24 protein-coding genes are annotated in these 18,855 nt (G+C 69.0%); 23 read left to right on the forward strand and 1 reads right to left on the reverse strand.

Translation table 11 applies throughout. The features are described 5' to 3' along the window. Window positions 1-4: 4 nt before the first annotated feature. Genes C3V38_RS16415 through C3V38_RS17685 form a run of 3 tightly spaced genes read left to right on the forward strand, consistent with a single transcriptional unit; the run spans window position 5 to window position 2,429 of the window. Window positions 5-1,579: an ATP-binding cassette domain-containing protein gene (locus C3V38_RS16415; protein WP_106386771.1), complete on the forward strand. Its 1,575-nt coding sequence runs from the start codon at window positions 5-7 to the stop codon at window positions 1,577-1,579. Beyond that, the gene (locus C3V38_RS16420) at window positions 1,576-2,247 is read left to right on the forward strand and encodes an ABC transporter ATP-binding protein (RefSeq protein ID WP_254426176.1); all 672 of its coding nucleotides are present in this window, start codon (window positions 1,576-1,578) and stop codon (window positions 2,245-2,247) included. The genes C3V38_RS16415 and C3V38_RS16420 overlap by 4 nt, the downstream gene beginning before the upstream one ends. Window positions 2,248-2,285: 38 nt before the next feature. Beyond that, window positions 2,286-2,429: a hypothetical protein gene (locus C3V38_RS17685; RefSeq protein WP_217354177.1), complete on the forward strand. Its 144-nt coding sequence runs from the start codon at window positions 2,286-2,288 to the stop codon at window positions 2,427-2,429. 54 nt (window positions 2,430-2,483) lie between these two features. On the opposite strand, the gene C3V38_RS16425 is transcribed toward C3V38_RS17685, so the two are convergent. Further along, window positions 2,484-5,306, reverse strand: coding sequence for a DNA methyltransferase (locus tag C3V38_RS16425; protein WP_106386772.1), 2,823 nt, complete (start codon window positions 5,304-5,306; stop codon window positions 2,484-2,486). 195 nt (window positions 5,307-5,501) lie between these two features. On the opposite strand from C3V38_RS16425, the gene C3V38_RS16430 reads away from it, so the two are divergent. The 20 genes from C3V38_RS16430 (at window position 5,502) to C3V38_RS16520 (ending at window position 18,823) form a co-directional block, all read left to right on the forward strand. After that, window positions 5,502-6,119 carry a hypothetical protein gene (locus C3V38_RS16430; protein WP_106386773.1) on the forward strand — a complete coding sequence of 206 codons (618 nt, stop codon included), beginning with the start codon at window positions 5,502-5,504 and terminating at the stop codon, window positions 6,117-6,119. Next, window positions 6,116-6,385, forward strand: a complete 270-nt coding sequence (locus tag C3V38_RS16435) for a hypothetical protein (protein WP_106386774.1) — start codon at window positions 6,116-6,118, stop codon at window positions 6,383-6,385. Before C3V38_RS16430 ends, C3V38_RS16435 begins: the two co-directional genes overlap by 4 nt. A gap of 37 nt (window positions 6,386-6,422) precedes the next feature. Then, window positions 6,423-6,626, forward strand: a complete 204-nt coding sequence (locus C3V38_RS16440) for a hypothetical protein (RefSeq protein ID WP_106386775.1) — start codon at window positions 6,423-6,425, stop codon at window positions 6,624-6,626. A gap of 191 nt (window positions 6,627-6,817) precedes the next feature. Next, complete coding sequence (locus C3V38_RS16445) at window positions 6,818-7,222, forward strand: hypothetical protein (RefSeq protein WP_106386776.1); 405 nt, start codon at window positions 6,818-6,820, stop codon at window positions 7,220-7,222. Window positions 7,223-7,331: 109 nt separating this feature from the next. Beyond that, entirely contained in the window at window positions 7,332-7,763 is a 432-nt protein-coding gene (locus C3V38_RS16450; protein ID WP_106386777.1) for a hypothetical protein, read from the forward strand. Beyond that, complete coding sequence (locus C3V38_RS16455; RefSeq protein WP_106386778.1) at window positions 7,760-8,149, forward strand: hypothetical protein; 390 nt, start codon at window positions 7,760-7,762, stop codon at window positions 8,147-8,149. The genes C3V38_RS16450 and C3V38_RS16455 overlap by 4 nt, the downstream gene beginning before the upstream one ends. A 210-nt stretch (window positions 8,150-8,359) precedes the next feature. Further along, the gene (locus tag C3V38_RS16460) at window positions 8,360-8,749 is read left to right on the forward strand and encodes a hypothetical protein (protein WP_106386779.1); all 390 of its coding nucleotides are present in this window, start codon (window positions 8,360-8,362) and stop codon (window positions 8,747-8,749) included. A 350-nt stretch (window positions 8,750-9,099) separates the two neighbouring features. Continuing rightward, entirely contained in the window at window positions 9,100-9,402 is a 303-nt protein-coding gene (locus C3V38_RS16465) for a hypothetical protein (protein WP_106386780.1), read from the forward strand. A gap of 334 nt (window positions 9,403-9,736) precedes the next feature. Beyond that, on the forward strand, window positions 9,737-11,698 hold the full coding sequence (locus C3V38_RS16470; RefSeq protein ID WP_106386781.1) for a winged helix-turn-helix domain-containing protein: 1,962 nt from the start codon (window positions 9,737-9,739) through the stop codon (window positions 11,696-11,698). Between the two features lie 187 nt (window positions 11,699-11,885). Further along, complete coding sequence (locus tag C3V38_RS16475; protein WP_129591222.1) at window positions 11,886-12,608, forward strand: hypothetical protein; 723 nt, start codon at window positions 11,886-11,888, stop codon at window positions 12,606-12,608. A gap of 38 nt (window positions 12,609-12,646) precedes the next feature. Then, window positions 12,647-13,249, forward strand: coding sequence for an RES family NAD+ phosphorylase (locus tag C3V38_RS16480; RefSeq protein ID WP_165001187.1), 603 nt, complete (start codon window positions 12,647-12,649; stop codon window positions 13,247-13,249). Window positions 13,250-13,367: 118 nt separating this feature from the next. Continuing rightward, window positions 13,368-13,562, forward strand: coding sequence for a hypothetical protein (locus C3V38_RS17425; protein WP_129591223.1), 195 nt, complete (start codon window positions 13,368-13,370; stop codon window positions 13,560-13,562). 186 nt (window positions 13,563-13,748) lie between these two features. Further along, window positions 13,749-14,219, forward strand: coding sequence for a hypothetical protein (locus C3V38_RS16485; protein ID WP_106386784.1), 471 nt, complete (start codon window positions 13,749-13,751; stop codon window positions 14,217-14,219). 260 nt (window positions 14,220-14,479) lie between these two features. Further along, a complete protein-coding gene (locus tag C3V38_RS16490) occupies window positions 14,480-15,319 on the forward strand; it encodes a hypothetical protein (protein ID WP_106386785.1) in 840 nt (279 codons plus the stop codon). A gap of 173 nt (window positions 15,320-15,492) precedes the next feature. Beyond that, window positions 15,493-15,876 carry a DUF3846 domain-containing protein gene (locus C3V38_RS16495; RefSeq protein ID WP_106386786.1) on the forward strand — a complete coding sequence of 128 codons (384 nt, stop codon included), beginning with the start codon at window positions 15,493-15,495 and terminating at the stop codon, window positions 15,874-15,876. A gap of 249 nt (window positions 15,877-16,125) precedes the next feature. Beyond that, the gene (locus C3V38_RS16500; RefSeq protein ID WP_129591224.1) at window positions 16,126-16,692 is read left to right on the forward strand and encodes a hypothetical protein; all 567 of its coding nucleotides are present in this window, start codon (window positions 16,126-16,128) and stop codon (window positions 16,690-16,692) included. Between the two features lie 22 nt (window positions 16,693-16,714). Beyond that, on the forward strand, window positions 16,715-17,134 hold the full coding sequence (locus C3V38_RS16505) for a hypothetical protein (protein WP_106386788.1): 420 nt from the start codon (window positions 16,715-16,717) through the stop codon (window positions 17,132-17,134). Between the two features lie 133 nt (window positions 17,135-17,267). After that, window positions 17,268-17,567, forward strand: coding sequence for a hypothetical protein (locus C3V38_RS16510; RefSeq protein WP_129591225.1), 300 nt, complete (start codon window positions 17,268-17,270; stop codon window positions 17,565-17,567). A gap of 191 nt (window positions 17,568-17,758) precedes the next feature. Next, window positions 17,759-18,058 (forward strand): hypothetical protein, encoded by a 300-nt coding sequence (locus tag C3V38_RS16515; protein WP_106386790.1) that lies wholly within the window; start codon window positions 17,759-17,761, stop codon window positions 18,056-18,058. Window positions 18,059-18,253: 195 nt separating this feature from the next. Then, entirely contained in the window at window positions 18,254-18,823 is a 570-nt protein-coding gene (locus C3V38_RS16520) for a DNA-binding protein (RefSeq protein WP_106386791.1), read from the forward strand. Window positions 18,824-18,855: the final 32 nt, after the last annotated feature.

The following is an 18,855-nucleotide window of genomic DNA, read 5'->3' on the forward strand; positions in this document are numbered from 1 at the left end:
AGCCATGACCCCACCGACCGTTCAGGTCCGCGTGGCCTTCGCCCTCACCGCACTGTCCGCGCTCGCGGGCTACGCCGTGCTGTGGCCTGCGCTGGCTCCTGCCGGCTGGGCCGGCTCGGACTACCTGCGGGCCCGCTCCGGGCCGTCGTGGCCGCACCTGATGGGCACTGACCACCTGGGTTACGACGTGTCGGTGCGGGTCGCTGAGGCCCTGCAGGTGTCGTTGGCGGTCGCGGTGGCCACCGCGGTGGGCGCCGCCGTGATCGGGCTGCTGGTGGGGGCCACAGCCGCCGCCTGCGGGGGGCGGGTCGACGCCGCCCTGATGCGGGCCACCGATGCTGTGGCCGCGGTGCCGCACCTGCTGGCGACCATCGTCGTCGTTGCCATGTTCCGCGGCTCGCTGACCGCCATCGTCATCGCGCTGACGCTGACCCACTGGACGACCCTGGCCCGCGTCGTCCGCGCGGAAACCCAGACGGTGATGGCCTCTGGCTACATCGCCGCCTCCCGGACCGCCGGCGCTTCCCGCGCCCAGCTTGTGCGCCACCACATCGTCCCGGCCGTCGCCCCGCAGGCGGGGATCGCGATCGTGATGATGGTGCCGCACGCCATCTGGCACGAGTCCACGCTGTCGTTCCTGGGCATCGGGCTGGCCCCGGAGCAGGCCAGCCTGGGCACGCTCATCGACTCCGCCAGCGCCGGACTGCTCGAGGGCCAGTGGTGGGCGCTCGCCGCGCCCTCAGCGGTGCTAGTGGCCGCTACGGCGGCGTTGGCGGCGCTGCGCCCCGCCGGCACCCGCCTCGCCCGCCGTCGGCTCGGCGACCGGGCCCTGCCAGCCAGTCGCAGAGCAGGGGAGGGGCTGCAGGTGCGGGACCTGACCGTGGACATCCACACCGCGGCCGGGCCGGTGCGCGCCCTCGACGGGGCGACGCTGCGCGTCGCCTCGGGCAAGATCGTCGCCGTGACCGGTCCGTCCGGCGCCGGTAAGTCCACCCTGGCGCACGCCCTGGCCGGGCTCCTGCCGGCCGCCGCCACCCTGACCGGGCACATGGACTCCGGCCCGGTCGGATACATGCCGCAGAACCCCGCCTCGGCGTTCACCCCGACCCGGCATCTGCGCAGCCAACTCGCCGAGATCATCGACGCCCACAGCGCACCGACCACCGTCGACCAGCTCTGTCACCAGGCGGGTCTACCGCCGCACCTGATCGACCGGTTCCCGCATGAGCTGTCCGGAGGGCAACTGCAGCGGGCCGCGTTCGCCGCCGCCCTGGCCAGCGGGCCCCGCGTGCTGATCGTCGACGAACCCACCTCCGGCCTAAACCCCGAGCGGGCCGCCGACGTGATGCACCTTCTGCGGGCAGTGGCCGACAGCCAGGCGATGGCAGTCCTGCTGATCACTCACGACCTGACCGCGCTGGCGGCAACCGGGGTGGCGGACCGCGTCGTTGAGCTCCACGACGGTCGACTCTCCGATGAGTCGGCCGCGGGGCCACGCGCGGCGTGCCCAGACGATGAAGGCTGCCCCGCCCCTGCCGCGGCCGTCGCCGAGCCGATGGCGGCGGTGGTGCGAGCGTGAGCCTGCGCTGCGAGAACGTCACCTACCGGCACCCCGGCGCCGACCAGCCCGTGCTGGCCGGGCTGAGCCTGGAGGTCCAGCCCGGGCGCATTGTGGCCGTGACCGGCCCGTCAGGGGTCGGCAAGACCACGTTGGGTCGCCTGATGGCCGGCCTGCTGACGCCGGATTCGGGAACGATCACCTGCGACGGCCGGCCGGTCGGTGCCCGGCGTGGCCGGCTGCCGCGGTGGACTGCGCTGCTGGCCCAGGATCCGCTGTCCGCCGCCGACCCCCGCCACAACCTCGGACGGATGATCTCCCTGCCGGCACGCCTAGCCGGGAAGAGCATCGACGTGAAGGCAGCCGCGGCGGAGGTGGGTTTAGGCCCCGAGCTGCTGGATCGGCTACCGGGACAGGTGTCAGGCGGGCAACTGCAGCGGGCGTGCCTGGCCCGGGCCCTGGCCCAGCGGCCCAACTATCTGATCGCCGACGAACCCACCGCGCATCTCGATACCGACAGCACGGCCACGATCGCTGCGGTGTTGCGCCGCCGCGCCGCCCGCGGGCTCGGCGTCCTTCTCATCACCCACGAGCTTGAGCTGGTCCGCGACATCGCGGACGTCACGACGCACCTGCTCCCGACGTCGACGGAGACGATGAACCCACTTTCGGACCGTCCCAGCCGATAACATCTGCGCAGGCAACAACCACCGGGCAGGAGAAGGCGATGGCGGTGAACTGGAAAGCCTTGCAGGCAGAACTAGACGCGGACGCCTCGCAGATCCTCGCCGACTGCGCTGTCCGCGCCGACGCCCTCTGCGCCGAGGTGTACGGCGACCTCTACCACTCGCCCCAGGGGCAGGCCAGCTAACCAGCCCGTAGCCAGCGGGCGCTAGAGCAGGCGTTGCGAGCATCCAACCCCTGGTTAGTCCGCCGTCAACTCCTGATACCGCTGGAACAGCACCTCAAGACGCTGCCGCTCCGTCGTGAGCTTGCGGGAAGCACCGAGCGCGACATCAACCTCGCGGTCCAGTCTGTCGTGCGCTTTCACGAGCTGCGGGTCCATCGCCAACGGGTTGTAGGCATCGGCCAAACTTCGCTCCGGGTGCAGCTCTCGGGCCGCCAGAACGCCCTTTCCGGCAGCGATGATCTTCGCTCTCTGTTTATCGCTGAGGGCTGGGACCGGGAAGGTGTTCCACGTCAAAGTGTTCGCGAATCGGACTCGCGATTCCAGGCGGCCACCGATGGTTTTCTGCCAGGTGATGAACATCGACGAGGACAGCAGAGCAAACTGCAGGCCGTCGAGGTCTTCGACGGTGAAGGTCAGATCGCTGGCGATAGTCGCAGCGGGAATTGCCGCAGCGAGATAGTAGGGACGAGTCTCACTGGACACTTTGGGCAGGCACAGATGTGGAACGTCGCGGTGGGATCGTTGGCCGAACAGATGAGGGGTTGCGGCCATCGCGCGGGTGGACGCGGCCTTGCTCTTCGCGCGGAAAGCCGCGACCGCTTCGAGCCTGCTCTTAAGGAACGGACTGCGTCCGATGTCTGCGGGGTCTAAGTCCACGAGCCACAGGCACCATCGGGGGAGGCCGTGAAGTAGCTCGCGCGAGCCGATGAACGGGCGAACGTACTGCGCGGCTACCGGGTCGGCCATCACCTGGTCGTAATCGTCGACCTCGACGATTAGGTTGCCGTCGTCGCGAGCCATGTTGCCGAACACCGCAGGCACGATCTCTGGAGAAAGTGGTTGGGAGCGCTTGGCGACGAGCACGTTGGGCGCGTCGACGAGATAGGCGTTGATTCCCACGGTGACAGGTAGGGGCTCCGCGGGACCGCTGGGGGATGAGTAGCCGAACAGGCGTGGCTTAGTGGCGTCGTCTCGGGTGAAACCGACGATCACGCAGTGCACGGCCGCCTTGCCGGGGGCCTGGGAATCCCAGGCAAAGGTGCGGTGTGCGAATCCGATGCGCCAGCCGGCGGCGAAGATCGGGCCGAACAGCCGGGGAACTTGGTCGCCTTGTGTGATGGAGTTGGTGGTGACGTAGGCAAACGCCCCGGGCCGGTCGGCGAGTAAGTTGAGCGATTTGGCGTGCCACGCGGTGACGTAGTCCAGGCGACTGATGTCGTTGGTGCCCCATGCAGTTCGTAGCTGGTCGGCCTGCTCTGTCGTGCGGGTGGCGTGTCCGAGGAAGGGCGGATTGCCGAAGATGAAGGTCTGACCGGCCGGCTTGGGCAGGGCTGCGTTCCAGTCCAACTCGAGCGCGTCGCCGTGGACGATGTGAGCCGTGATTCGGATGGGCAGCCGGTCGGGGGCCTGTCCGATTGCTTCAGCGAGACGGCGGTTGGCTTGGTGATCGACGAGGAACATCGCGGTTTCGGCGATCTTCGCTGGCCACCAGTTGATCTCGAAAGCGTAGAACCGGTCGATCGTCAGCTTCTGCTCGAGCGTGGCGTCTAGCGACATGCCGGTCTCGCCGAGCCGGCGTCGGCGCTCGACGATGAGATCGGTCTCGATGTCGCGCAGCTTGTCGTAGGCGAGCGAGATGAAGTTCCCGCTGCCAGCCGCGGGATCGACGTAGAGGTTGGCCGCGAGCTCGTCCTGCAGTGCGGCGAGCTGCGCCGGGGTGGTGGACTTGTTGGCGATCAACCGGTCCGCTCGTGACCGGTAGTCATCGAGAAACAGGGGGCCGATGGTCTTGAGGATGTTCTCTTCGCTCGTATAGTGCTCGCCGGCGGTGCGGCGGGCCTCTCTGGACTTCACGAGCTGGAACATGGCACCGAAGATGGCCGGCGAGATTCGGGTCCACCGGAATCGGCATGCAGCCAGCAGGGCGTCGCGCATCGCTGGGGTGAAGAAGCTGGCCGGCAGGGTTTCGGCGAACAGTGCACCGTTTACGTACGGGAACCGTGCCAGCAGGTCCGGCAGGTCTCGCCGCCCGCGGCCGGGTGGGGTGTTGAGGACCTGGAACAAGGTCACCAGCTGGCCGCCCAAAGTATCCGGCCCCGTGGTCTCCTCCACCCACCGGTAGAACAGATCGGCTTCCCACAGCCCGGCATCGTCCCCGTAGAGCAAGAACAGGATGCGCGTGAGGAAGATCGACGCCTGCTGAATCTCGGCGTCCTCTTCGTCCGGGTCGGTGGGCGCTTCGTTGGAGACGTCTTCGTCGGCGTCGTCGCCGACCATTGCTGTGTAGAGATCGGCCATCAATTGGGCCGCGTGAATGGAGGCGTGCTCCTCTTCGCGGCGGGTGATGGTTTCGTGGCCCGCCAGGAACAGCAGGGCGTCCAGGTGGGCCGCAATGTGTGCGACGTCTATCTCGACGCTGGTCCGCTCATCTCCCAAGCGGTCGACCCGGAGTCGGGCAAAGTCGGTGACCAGCACGTACTTGGGAAACTCGTGCTGACCGATGCTTCCGCCGGACAGGTAGTCGAGGGCTTGTCGGTGTGCTTTGTCCAGGTCAGCGCCCAGGCTCTTGGCCTCACCGATGAACACTCCAGACTGGAACACGTCGATGTACCCGCTGCGGCCAGTGCTAGCCCGCACCGCGTCTCGCTCAAACAGATCCAGGCGGGCCGCGTTGATGCCGAAGCAGCCGAGCAAGTCAGACCAGAAGGAGTGCGCGAACGATTTCTCCGTGTGCGGGGTGTTGTCCTCCCGCCACGTTCGGACGGTAGTGGCCCAGTGGTTGGCGAAGTCGACCAGTCGACGTTTGATCTCGCCCCGGTCCACACCCGTAGTTGCCATCGACGATCTCCTTGCCGGTCACCTGGTTCCCGCCGATCCTGCCAGTGGGTCGCGCTGTCCAAGCAGGCGGGAGGTCTCGTCTCATTGGGCCTCTGAGAACCAGGCGCCCGCATCGGGGCGGGTAGTGCTGCACCGGCACGGAGGGGCTGGACACTAGGGGCCATCAACCCGCCCCTCCAGTGAATGGAGCCCCCGATGAGCCTCCCGCATCTCCCCGGTAACCGATACGTCCTCAATCTGCGCACTTTCCCCGAGGGGGATCTGCAGGTGAACTTCACCTGGCACGACGACGCGTGCCGGTTCCTGATGGACCAGGCCTTCCTGTACGCCGGGCGCGTGACCTCGTTCCACGCATGTCTGGCTGAGCACACCGATGCCGATTGGCGCCGCATCCTGCACGAAGTGCACTGGAAGGCCGACGCCGACGAGCACGGATTGCAGGCGTTCGTGGACGACACGATCCGCGCAGACCTCGCCAGGCAACTGCTGAACGGGCTCGACCACGGTCTGATCCGGGCCGGTGTGGCCTCGAAGGTGGTGTACGCCGAGTGGCAATGGGTGGCCACCTGCGACGGCTGCCACCTCGACGACCTGCCCGCGCTCGTCCGCCTGGCCGACGGTGGCAACCTCACTGACTTCTACGACCTGCTGGATTCCAGCCTCTACGACGTCGCTGATCGCTACTTCGTGCAGAACCTGTTCGGGCTCTCCACCGACCAGCCGTTGGCAGTTCGCCGTGAACGCAACGGGGCCATCACCACCAGCGCGGACCCCGACTTCGCTTGCGAGCCGATACTCAAGGCCACCGCATGAGCCGCCAGCCAGCCACCGTCTCGTCGCTGGTCGCCGACTACGCCCTCTACGGGGTGACCGCCGGGATGGTCCGCGCTCTCGCAGCGAACATCGCCGTCACCCACGCCGCCCACGTTGACGGTGACCATGACCCGCTCCCGGCTGCCGTCGCGGCGGAGCTGGTCGTCGAACTCAATGCCCTGGCCTCGGACTTCCAGGCGCAAATTCCTGCGCGGCAGGACGCCTACGCCGCGAACATCCGCCAGTACGGGCACCTGTTCACCTAACCGCCACGAGAACCCCGCCAGGACGGAGAACCGCCCCGTGTTCGACACCCACATATGGCTGATGGACGCCGAGGATGACGTCCGCGCGGCGATCTCCGAAAAGTTCAAGATCATCCCGGACGACGAGTACGACGTACCTGCGATCACCCGCGAGGTGTTCGACGACGTCGACGGCGTCCTGTCGCCGAACGCCCTCGCGGAGCACTTCTGGATCGTCGCCCGCAAGCACCGCTACACCTGACAAGGAGCCGTCCCGACCGGGTTGCGGCGCCGGGGAAGTCCGTCGGGTGGCTGTCCGGCCCACGCGGGCGGCAAGCCGCTGCCAGCGAAGAGTCCCGCCCGCCGCGCGGGCCCGGGGCGCTGCTGCACCGAGCAACCAGGCGGGCACGCTCGCACTCGTCCACCCCGCCTCCACGAGCAAGGGAGCAACCGATGAGCCGCACCGTTCGCCGCAGGTTCGCCTACACCGCGCGCGTTCGCACCAAAGTCGGGGGCGCTGGGCACGCGGCCTGGTCGGCGCGTGTGAGGTTCGAGCGCCGAGAGTGGGGCTCGAGCGTGCGGGAGGTGCAGCGCACCAAGTCGATCGTCGAGTCGTTCGACGAGCTGATCGACCCCAGCCACCCCGACATGCCCCCCGGCTTCGACCTGGAGACCCCCGAGATCCGCAGCTACATCGAACGGGCCCGCGCGGCCCGCGCCGTGGCCGATGCCGTCGCCGAGCAGCTGGCGCCCATCCAGGCGCAGTGGAAGGCGCAGACCGCCAGCACCAGCGATTATCCGCTCGACGGCTGGACCCCGGCAGCGTCCCCGCCGGCCACAACCGACCCCACCGCATGACCGGAGGTGCCCGGCGATCGTGCCGCCCACTGCGCAGGCCTCCGTGCTGCACCCCGGACCGCCGCGAGAACACTGATCACCACACCGCCACCAGACCGAGGAGCACCCGATGAGCGCCACCCGAACCATCACCGCCGCCGAACTCCGCCCGGGCGACACGTTCGTCAAGGACGATCAGCGGTTGACCGTCACCGACCAGGTCGCCCCGTCTGACACCTGGGCCGGTTTCACCCGCGTCGGCCTCGACTACGGAGTGCTCTACATCCTCTCCGACGCGCAGGTCACCGTCGTCGCCAGCACCGACGACGCGTGGGCGGACGTGACAGTCGGCCCCAACGGTTCAGTCGCCGACGAGACCAACGCCCACCACTTCACCACCGCCGCCGGGACCCCGATCGCCACCAAGCTGCAGCTGGCCGTTCCCGCCGACCTGACCGCCGAGGACGAGATCGCCGAGTGGGTCGGCCACATCAGCCAGCGCATCATCACCGCCGGCGGGCCCGGCACCACCTTGACCGTGCACGTCGGAGACGGGCAGTGACCGCCGCAGACCGGCGCCGGGCGCCGTTCGCCGCGGTGCGGCCCTGCAAGCACTGCCCGTTTCGCAGCGACATCACCCCGTACCTGAGGCCGGAGCGAGCCCGCGAGATCGCCGATTCTCTCGACCGTGGTGAGGACTTTCCCTGCCACCAGACGGTCACGTACGGCGAAGAAGACGGCCTCGAGACCGCTGATACGGGCAATGCCGCCCGCTGCGCCGGCGCCTTGATCATCTGCGAGAAGACCGACCGTCCCACGCAGGCCATGCGGATCGGTGAACGGCTGGGCCTGTACGACAGGAACGCCCTCGATATGGCCGCCCCGGTCTACGACACCCTCGCCGACTGGGTGACCGCCCACCAGGCCGCCCGCCACGGTCGGCACTGACTCGACCCGCGCTCGCGCCCCCACCAGCACGGGAAGATCCTGGCTGGGTGCACGGTGGCCTCGGCCCGACGGCGGCCTTGTCTTCCGGTCGGGCTGTCCGGCACGGCATTAGGCAGCCCCCGGGTCACAGCGCCGCACGCTGCTGCAGTCCCCAACAGGCGCGGGAAGGTGAGGGCATCAACCCACCCCGACCCGCTGAGGGAGCACACCATGGCACTCGAGCCGCTGACCCCGACTGACCGAATCGTCAACGTCTACCTGAACGTCGCTCGCGACAGCCTGGGGCGACCCGCCGCACTGTTCGACGGGTACAAGGCCGGCGACCCCCTGCGCCACTGCTTCCGGCTCCCCCTCGTCGGCGCGGAGCTGCGCCTGTCGCCCACTGCGCTCGCGGAGAAGGTGTACCACCTGCTCAACGTCGGTGATGACCCCATGCTCGGTACGCCCGACGAGCGGGCGGTGGCTTACCGACTCGCCAACTACCGATCCCTGAGCGTGGGCGACGTTCTCGAGATCGACGGCGAGCATCTGGCCGTGGCTTCCATGGGGTTCGTCTCCGTCGACGCCCCGGCGCGGGAGGCGATCTCGACGCCGTGGTGACCCAGGTGTGCGGGGCGATCATGGACTGGAAACCGGCCCTGACCCCAGTCCAGGCACGGCCCGGCAGATAGCAGGGCGCCCGCGAGCCAGGGACGGGCCACCCTGTGGCTGCGCTGTCCACGCTCCACCTCCGAGTCGCCGCCGCACGGTGGGGGAGGTTCGGGCCAGTTCGACGCGATCCCGTGGTTCGGCCCCGTCCGTTCCAAGGTCCGGCCCGGGTTGACGCCCGCGCGACACGCCGAGGAACCGCGCGGACCAGCGAAATTGGAAATGCGAAATACTAAATCCCCGGGTCGGGCTCTCCCGCTGCGTAGCGTCACTCTCGCACGCTGCCAGAGGAGGAGTGAGCGATGGACACCCAGCACACCACCGGTGCTCGAGGAACCACCTCGAAGCGAAGGGTCGGCCGTCCGAGCAAGGGCGTCTACAAGCCGTACAGCATCAAGGCGCGGATCGACATCGCCAACGAGCTGGAGGCACTGGCCGGCAACGGGATCACTCGTACCGACCTCTTCGAGGCGGCAGCTGCGATGGCCCTCCGTGACAAGGAGGCGCTACTGGCTGAGGTCGAGGCGCAGCGCGAGATTGCGGCGCGGCACCGGCTGGAGATCGGCCTACCTCCGACGAAGGGGGACCGGAATGTAGCCGCCTGAACGCGCCTATTCGACGCCGGTCAGCGCACTGGCCCGACCACCAATCGGGCCGCTCCCAGCTGATCGAACCGAAGTCGAAGCACCGCGGCCACCGCGTTGTTCACCACACAACGTGCGACCCTGCAGGCGAGACGAAGGAAACGGCGACCACCTAGAACTTCCCACTGCAGGCCACCAACCTGCAGAAAAAGAAGAACCCGCCCCTGACGGGGACGGGAACTTCAGAAACCAGAAGCGGAAGATTCTCTCGGTTACCAGCCGATCCCGGTTACCAGCCGGGTTCCTCCGAACGCCATCCAGATCGCTCGTTGCCGACCAAAGCAATGAGGTCCTTTTGTCGTACGACGACGACTATACAGCGCTGCCCCCTACCCATCTACCGGACGACACGCCGAGCAATGCTGGGCTGACCTGGGAAATACTCCGCGATAGCTGGAGCCCTCGGACCCACATCCGGGTCGACCGCGACGGTGACAACGCCGTCTACGTCGACGTGCCCGCCGGCCGAACCCGCCCGGCGAAGCCGCACGCGCTGTACCTCGCCGACGAACAGCAGCGATTCCGCCTGCTCGGCTTCGACTTCGACGCCCACCGGGACGGACTGTTTCCGCAGGTAGATGCCGCAGCCTTGCAGGCAGTCCTCACCGCCGCCCACATCCCGCACCTGGCGTGCGTCTCCGGGCCCGGCGGCGGCGTCCACGTGTGGGTGCGCCTGTCCGCCCCCACGCCTGCCTCCGCGGTCCGTCGCCTCGCCCGCCAGCTGGACGCCGTCTACCCGTCGTTCGACCCCACCCCGCTGCTCAACGCCGCCACCGGCTGTCTTCGAGCTCCTGGGTCTCCGCACCGCCGAGGCGGCCACTCCGCCCCACAGGGCAATCCCCGGATCCTGCCCGTGGCTTTCCCCGATGTCGTGCGAGCCCTGGCTGGTCTGCGCCCCGCTGCGGGCACCTCGGCCGGCAGCCCGCGGGCCGAGCGGCGCCAGCCGATCGACACCACCGCCTGGGGCACCCCGCATCTTCGCGGGATCCGGCGGCCGTTGCCGGCGCAGTTCCGCGCTCTCGCCCGCAAACCCGTCGCCCTGGCCGCCGATGCCTCTGCCATCGGCTGGTCCCTGCTGTTGGCCTGCGCGCACGCCCGTTTCACCCAGGAGGACGTCCACCACGCCGCCTTCGTCGAGCAGTGGCCTGGCCTGGAGTACCTGCGCACCGTCCGTCAGGCCGACCATCGCTCTCCCCGGCCCAGGAAGGAGCAGTTTCTCGAGCAGCAGTGGCATCGCGCCGTCGACAGCGCAGCTGCGATCCCTGCACCACCAGAGGATGCCGGCAGCGCCAAGTGGCAGGCCTCCGCTGAGCGTGTCGCCGCGTTCCAGCAGGAGTGCGACCGCACGCCCAACCGGTGGCACGGGTGCACCGGCGTCGTCGACAGGCTCCTGCTCGACGCCCTGTGCTGGCACATCGCTCGAGCGGCGACCACAACGGTGCACCTGTCCGAGAGGGCGTGGGCGCTGACCGCAGGCCTCGACAGATCCACCGTCAACCGTCGCATCAAGACCTTGCTCGCCGAGGGCTGGATCGTGCGCGTCAAGGACGCCGCCGGACCGTGGGCGGCGCAGTGGGCGTTAAGAGAAGGGGGCGGGAAATCAGGTAGTGGCCCAAATTCGGTAGAGGTGATCGACTCTCTCGCCGAGAAACTGCGATCCGCTCGTCACGACGTCTGGTGCGCCCCCGGCTGGGGCCAGACCGCGTGGGCGGTGTGGCGGGCCATCAGCGATGGCGTCCGCGGGCTCCGCCAGATCCGCGCCGCGACAGGACTGGGCGTGAGCACCATCGCCAGCAAACTCGCGGCCCTGCGCGGTGCCGGCCTCATCGACCGAACAGGGCGACGCGCCTATAGCGGCCGCAGTCGTCTGGCCACGGCCGCCGAGCACCTCGGAATCCGTGGCGCCCACGCGGACAAGGAACGCCTATACGCACTGCATAGCGCCACATTCGTGTGGTGGCTCACCGACCGTCTCCGCGACCAGCTGTCCGGCCCCAGCGACGCCCTGGCCGAGTGGGGCATGTTCCCCGACGACCACGTTGCCGCCAGTACCGACCCCCGGGACGTTGCGATGGTCTACGGGGCAGTCTCCGCGGGCACACCGCCGCAGGTCACCGCCTGGTCAGCCGCGATGGTTTTGCAGGAACTCCACCGCCACCGAGACCCCCGCTACTGGCGCGAGCTCGTCGCCGACGCCCGCACCGCGCTGCCCGCGGCGGAGATGTACGGGCCGGCGGTCCTACATCTGGCTGCCTAGCGGCCTCCTGCCCGCTCTCGCGCACGCGTTTGCACGTAGGTACAATGGACGTGCAAGCAAGGAGGTTCCGATGTCTGAACCAGCGAAGGCTCCCAGTTCCGCACGCGTCGTAAGCAGGCCTCGCGGTAGACGCCGTGAGAACCCCGAGGGAGCGGCCATCTCGATCGACGATGCCGCCAAGCGGAACTTGAAGCTGCATCTCGTCGCCGCCTCGGGTGAGACGATCACGGCTTCGGGAAGCTCAGACCTGCTGACGGTGTCGGCCCGCACCTTCAAGCGAAAGGCCCCCACCACAGCACCCAAGGCCGGGCCACGCGACCAAGTGGCGCAGGCCGTTCTGGACCTCCTGGCCGACGTCGGGATCCCTGCCGAGGAGGGGCCCCGCCTGATTGATCACGTCCGAGACCTGCTCCGCTCGACCACTTCGTCGCAGTCCACCCCCGTCAGCCAGGCCGACGTGAACTACCTACGTCAGCACGCAGGTCTGGACGACCCGTCGGTCATCGACGACTGGAACCCCCAGTCCGAAGACCAGCTACGGGCAGAAGTCGCCGTGGCTAACGCCACGACGTTCATGATGGGCACCCTCAGCCGAGAGGAAGCCGCACAGCTGCTCAACAGGGACGAATCCGTGGTGTCGAGGCGAGTCAGCAACGGGCAACTCCTCGCGGTCTACAGAGATGGGCGCCCGCGCTTCCCGCGGTGGCAATTCCACAACGGGCAGGCCCTGCCCGGACTGCCCGCGGTGATCGACGCGCTGTCGACGCTGGGCATGGACACCGTGGCCGTAAGTAGCTTCATGGTCCGCCCCAACGACGAGCTAGACGGACTACCGCCCGTCGACTACCTCGTCGGCGGAGGCGACCCAGAGGCTGTAGTGGCTCTTCTCGAGAGCATGGCGCGCAGTTGAGCGGTCGGCCCAAGGCTCCGAGGACCCCACGAAGGCCCTTGGAGTGGGATGACACTGACATCGTCACGGTCAATCCCGGTACTGCGCTGTGGCGGATTCACAGGACTCGCGGTCCGTTCCCGAGCGCCTGGAGCGACTACCGCTTCTACGGGCCACTGCCGGGGATGCGGTGGGACCCCCACCCTGCGCCGACCGCAGCCCACACCGACTGCGCCGTCCTCTACACCGCCTACGACCTGCCCACCTGCATCGCGGAGGTCTCTCATCCCGCCGGCCTAGTCGACACCGTGACGGCTAGCCCGTTCGCGACGTCCTGGTCCCCGACCAGGCCCCTGCGCCTACTCGATCTCACACGGCAGTGGCCGCTTCGGATGGACGCCACGCACGCCCTGATGTTCGCTCCCCGATCGACGTGCAGGAACTGGGCGCACGAGATCTGGAAGACCGCGCGCAGCGAGGGCAAGCAACTGGACGGACTCGAGGTGCAGTCGACGGTGACGGGCTCCAACATGGCCGTGCTGTTCTCTGACAGTCAAAACGCCCTTCCCGCCGCCCCGGCATTCACCTCCCCCCTCTCCGGGCCGATGGTCTTCACCATCGCGGCGAACCTCGCCGCCAGAGTGCAGTGGCCCATCATCTGAGTCGCCGTCGTCGTCCTCGCGGGCCGGATGACCTCTCAGGATGAGCCGCCGACGCTACAGACGAGACACCCCCGTCGCGCCGCCCCTTTTTCCGTGGGCCCGACTAACGTCGCGGGCCATGAGCGCCGTGGAAGACCGCCCCAACTACTGCCCGAACGGACATCCCTTCGGGCCGGACAAAGTCCTGGTCGGGTGGCGCCCTCCGCCGGTGGGCCAGGTCGGACGCGGTTCCCGCACCTACGAGTGCCTGCAGTGCGGGGCCATCATGGACTGGAAACCCACCCTGACGCCCGCCAGCGGCCCCCACAGGTAGCGGTCGGGGGCGACTGCGACGCTGTCCGCACCACATCCCGCCGAGCTCTCACCCGCCACCGGCCCGCATGCTGCTGCACCTTCCGGCCCTGCGCCGATAGTTGAGCCGTCCCACCGCCTCGGCCGGGAGCGGCTCCACGAAGCCGCCCTGAGGACGAGCGGAACGCCCGACCGAAGGGAGCCCTCGATGCTTCTGCGCGACATGCTCGACAAGTACGCCAACCTGCAGCGCCAACGCCAGCAGGAATCTGACGCCATCGAATCCGGCGAGCACGGCAGTTACGAGCTGTACGACGAGCTCGAAGACAACATCGCCGAGCTGTTCATCGACAACGCGCCCGCGCTGACTGCGCTGCTCGCCCGGCTCGACGCGCTGACCGCCGCGGTCACCGCCTACGACACGGCCACCGAGGCTGGAGACAACGACGACAGCCACGACGAGGCGATCCGGGTGGCCGCCCGCGAGGTGATGGAGCAGGCGCGCGGCGCGGGCGGTGAGCACAGCGGGCCTGACTACGCCGATCTGCGCCAGGCGCACACGGCAGCGTTGCGGGCCGTCGACGGCGACAGCAACGACGACGAGATCGCCGCCTGGCGTGAGACCGCGGAACTGGCGACGGCGTACCTGCCCGGCTACCAGGACCCGACCATCGACTGACCACCACCACCTGACCCCGGTCCGAGCAACGGGCGGGGTCAGCTGGTCTCCGCTGAACGGCAGCGCCGCTGTCCGGCCCGGATCGCGCGCCTTCATCCGGCCGACGCCCGGCACCCACCCACGACGAACGGGTTCGACGGCGCGGTGCTGCACTCGCGGACCGCGGCGGAACCATCGACAGCAACCGGGCCCGGAGCGACCTCCCTTGGCGCATCCGGCGTCACCGCAGCCAGGGCCCGGCGCAGGATGGAGGCTTAGACATGGGTCAGTACCACGTCATCGCGAACCTCGATAAGCGCCTGGGGTACAGCCCCAGATCGACCGGCGACTTCCTCAAGCTCACCGAGTTCGGGCACGCAGGCGGAGCCATGTGCGCCCTGGTCGCCCTGCTCGATGGGGATTGGCACGGCGAGCGGGTGGCCATCGTCGGCGACTACGCAGAAACCGGCGACCTGACCGCCGAGGCGACACTGCGCGCCGGTCTCGATCCGGCGCATCTGTACGCGGCCATCAATCACCCCGCGTGGCTGCGTGAAACGCATGGCATCAGCAGCGACTGGCGCAACGTCGGCTGGCTGGCACGCAAAGTCGTCGCTGGCAGTGGGCTTGGCCGCTTCGACCGCCAGGAGTGGACGGTGCGCGACTACGACGGCACCGTCAGAACTAGCCACGGCTACCGGTGGGAGCTGACCCCGCAGCCTGACAGCAGGCAGCGCGTGGTGGTCAACCTCGACCGGGCCGAGAAGATCGACCCGGCCGCGTTCGGTGACGACCGCAGCCCCGGAGCGTTCGCCGTGGCCAACGAGGTCGGCGGCACCCTCGCGGCGCTCGCTGTGCTGCTGGCAGTCTCCTCGACTGGCGGAGGGCGCGGAGGCGGCGACTTTCGTGGGTCCTCGCCGCTGGTCGGGTCGTGGGGAGGGCACCGCATTGGACTGCTCGACCCGGCCGACACCGCTGGCTACGTCGACATCAGCGAAGCCGTGAGAGGCGCACTCGCCGCAGCAGGGGAGGGCATCTACCGCGAGACCGGCGACGGCACTATCCAACGGGGCGACCCGTGGGCGGACCACCCCTGGGCGCACCTGGACCGGACCGCCTGACCCGGCCGCGCGGACCTCGGAACTGCGGCCGAGGCCCGCGCGGGGTCGTCTGCCATGTCGCCGCTGTCCGCCCCTGAACTGCGCCCTCCCATCTGCAAGATCCGCGCACTGCTGCACGCTCGAAGTGCCCGGGGACGGTGATGGCGTACCCACCGACACCAGGAGGAACCGCCATGACCGGACACCACGCAGTTCTCGTCGACGTTGACGGCACCGTCACCGCTGAAACCTTCGACGCCATTGACCTCGACACCCTGACCTCCGCGCTCGACGTCAGGTACGTCGACTGCGTGCAGGTGCGGCCCCTCAATCGCGACCGCGCCGTCACCCTGGACGCGTGGGTGGACGATGAGGGCCTGTTCAACAGCCCTCCCAACCCGGTCGCCTCCCAGTTGATCGCTGTGCTCTCCGAGCGGCCCTGCCAGCAGCTGTATGGCCGGGTCCTGCTCGCTGCCTGCGACCACGCCACTGGCGAGAGCATTGGCCTGAGCGCTGAGAACCAGGAGGGCCTGGTGGCCATGGGCGGGCTCCTGGCGAGACTGCTCGCCCGCGTGTGAAGCGCCCTGCCCGGGAGGCCCGCCAGCGCGGGCACCCCGGGCATTTCCGGCGGGCGGAGTCGGGCTGTCCGGCCCGCGGTGATGCCTGGCCGACGGTCGCCGGCCACCGCTCATCGGGGAGTGCTGCACCTTCTCGGGGCCGCGGGAAGGTCGATGCAGTCCAAACCCCCGAACGAAAGAAGGCCTCCAATGTCGTGTTACGAGTGGGAGTCCGGCACCCTTGCCCTGCCGACCGCAGAGGTTCCGAAAATGCGGGCAGCGCTGAACGCGGCCCATTCCGCCCAGGTTGCGCGTGTGAAGGGCCTGCTCGATCAGCTGTGGCCCGAGCTCAAGAAGCTCCCGGCCGACAAGCGCCGCCGCGTCAACATGTACGACCCCAAGTTCAGGCAGCTGACCTCCACCGCCGATGTCGAGACAATGTCTGACCTCGATTCACTGCTCTACGCCAGCGACGGGCGCAAGCCCACGGCCGCGCACTGGAAGAAGGCGCTGGGCCACCCCGTCACAAACCGGACCTCGACCTGGCAGTGCGGCGAAGCCAGCATCGAACTCGAGGGCCGCCACCTGACCTGGAACGTGCCCGACAACAACCATGCCGTCGATCACGCCCGCGCATCTTGGCTCGGCCAGGCGCTGTTCGCCCAGCTGGCCCGCATCAACTGGACCCGCGGTTCCGGCGGCTACTTCGTCGGCAACAACGAGTACAACCAGGACACCTCTGAGCCGGGCGGCGGCGGAAACTACCTCACCGACACCTTCGGGCCCGCCGGAGACAAGGCCCGCAAGGCGCACAACGGGTTTGTCGCCTACTACTGACCGGCCGAAAGGAGCAACCGCCATGAAGACCCTCGTGGAAGCCGACTACGTGCAGGCCGTGTGGCTGGGCACCGCAAGCCGCTACGGCCACAGTGACGAGCTCGTCGGTGGCCTCATCGCCGCAATCGACCGTCTCGACGACCGGGCCGTCAACACCGCGCTGGTCGACACCTGCCGCATGGACCTGGCCGTGGAGCGCCTGGGCACCGCGCCCTGCTCCTGCGTCGACGAACTGCCCGAGAACGACCTCGCGCGGTGCCCGACGCTGGCCCCAGCGCTGGCAGAGGCGGGCCGGGCGATGATGCGGCAGGCCTGCGACTCGATCCGCCGCTGGAACGTGCTGGCCGTCAACGGCGGCTGGGTCGCCGCCGGGGTGGCCGACGACAACCACTACGACGGCACGATCCTCATCGGCCAGATCGACCCACTGGCCGGCACCTGACCCGCGGGGTTGGTGCGGTCACAGTCCGCACCAACCCCGCCTGAGTGCCGGCTGTGCCGCCTGTCCGGATGGGCACTGGGCGTTTGGCCCGCTCTGCACCCCGCTGCCGACGCGGTGATGCCATGCTGGGCGGATGAGAAAAGCCATCGTGATCGCCGTCGAGCTGCGGCGGTACGTCGAGCCCGATGACCCTGCGGATGTGGACTGGTACGCCGAATGGGGCGTCCAGGGCGACAGCTCAGGCGTGGAGGACAGCCAAGAGTCGCTCCGCGAGCTCGTGGACGCCATCGTCGACGACGCTCGCAGATGGACCGACCGCTACGAAGTCACCATGGAGTGGAACATCGGCGGCGATGCGCCCGCCGGAAGCACCGTCGAAGACGAGATTCGCCGACTTGCTGTAGCCCTGCCCGCCCGCGTCGAGCCCTCCTGACCTGGCAGGGGGGCGACGGGCGCGCCGCTCTGTCCGGCGGCGCTGCCCGGGCCGCGGCCCCGCCGGTGCACGTTGAGCGCCACCGTTGCCGGCCCGCATCTGAGGTCTGCTGCACTCCGTCGGGCCGCTGGTCGGATAGAGCCACAGCGGCCGGCACACGGTCGGCCCCGCTCGACTCCTTGGAGGCAGCCATGAGCACCATCCCCACCGCGTCCGTCGCCGACAACCTCGCCACCGTCGAGGGCGTCAGCACCACCGTGTACCGCTCCCTGGTCGTCGCCCACATCGGCGACTACAAGACCGCGATGAAGATGGGCGCCCACAGCAACGCCCTGCGTGCCCTGGCGGAGGCCAGCCACCTGGGGCGGCAGTGGAAGAAGTCGGCGACCGAGCGCTGCCACGTGGCAGCGGCGACGGAGGCCGAGAAGCTGATCGACTGGGCCACCGATCGGATGAACGAGCTGTGCGTGGCGGTGCTCGCCGCCGAGTAGCGCCCCCTGGGCCTGCGGCCCCTCTCACCGGACAGTGGGAGGGGCCGTTCGCTGTGCGCTGCACGCGGGAGGTGAGTCGTAGGCGGCGGTCCGCGCTGCCACCTGCGGCGTCGTCGCGGCGAGCGCCTACTCGCGCTATGCTCGGGTAACGAGGGAACCGAAAAGTGTTACCCGTTACCGGTTACCGAGGGTGCAATGTCCGCCGACAAGATTGCCCGGGCCTACGGAGCCCTCGCCGCACGCGGCGAGAAGATCACCGTGCGAGCCGTTCAGCGAGAGGCGGGTGTGCGGATCGGGGAGGTGGCGACCTGGCTCCGCGAGCACACCCCCAGCGCCAGCGAGGACGTGCCGGAGGCCCCAGACCTGTCCGAGGCGATCGAGGCCATGTCCCAGGCGGTCTGGGCGGCGGCGTGGGTGAGGGCGGCCGAGCAGGCCGAACAGTCGGTGGCCGAGTCCCTCGCCGCGGCTCGGGAAGGTGAGGCTGCGGCGCTGGCCGCAGCAGAGCAGGCCAGCGCCGAACGGGACGATGCGGTCGCCGAGCGTAACCGGATCGCCGGCGAAGCAGATCGGCTGCGGCGCGACCTCGCTCAGGCGCAGCGCGAGCTCGAGGGTGCTCAGCGGGAGGCGCAGCAGGCTCTGACGCGGGCTGAGGAGTCAGATCGGGCCCGGGTGCGCGCCGAGGCGACCTCGGACACCCTGCGAGAGGTTGTGGACGCGTTCCGGCGAGGCGAGACCGGCTCCGCGGCAGCGTCGGGCACCCCGTAGCGCGGCGGCTGTCCGGACCCGTTGCCTGGGCC

The sequence above is a fragment of the Dietzia sp. oral taxon 368 genome (genome assembly GCF_002999155.1).
GTDB classification, from domain to species: domain Bacteria; phylum Actinomycetota; class Actinomycetes; order Mycobacteriales; family Mycobacteriaceae; genus Dietzia; species Dietzia cinnamea.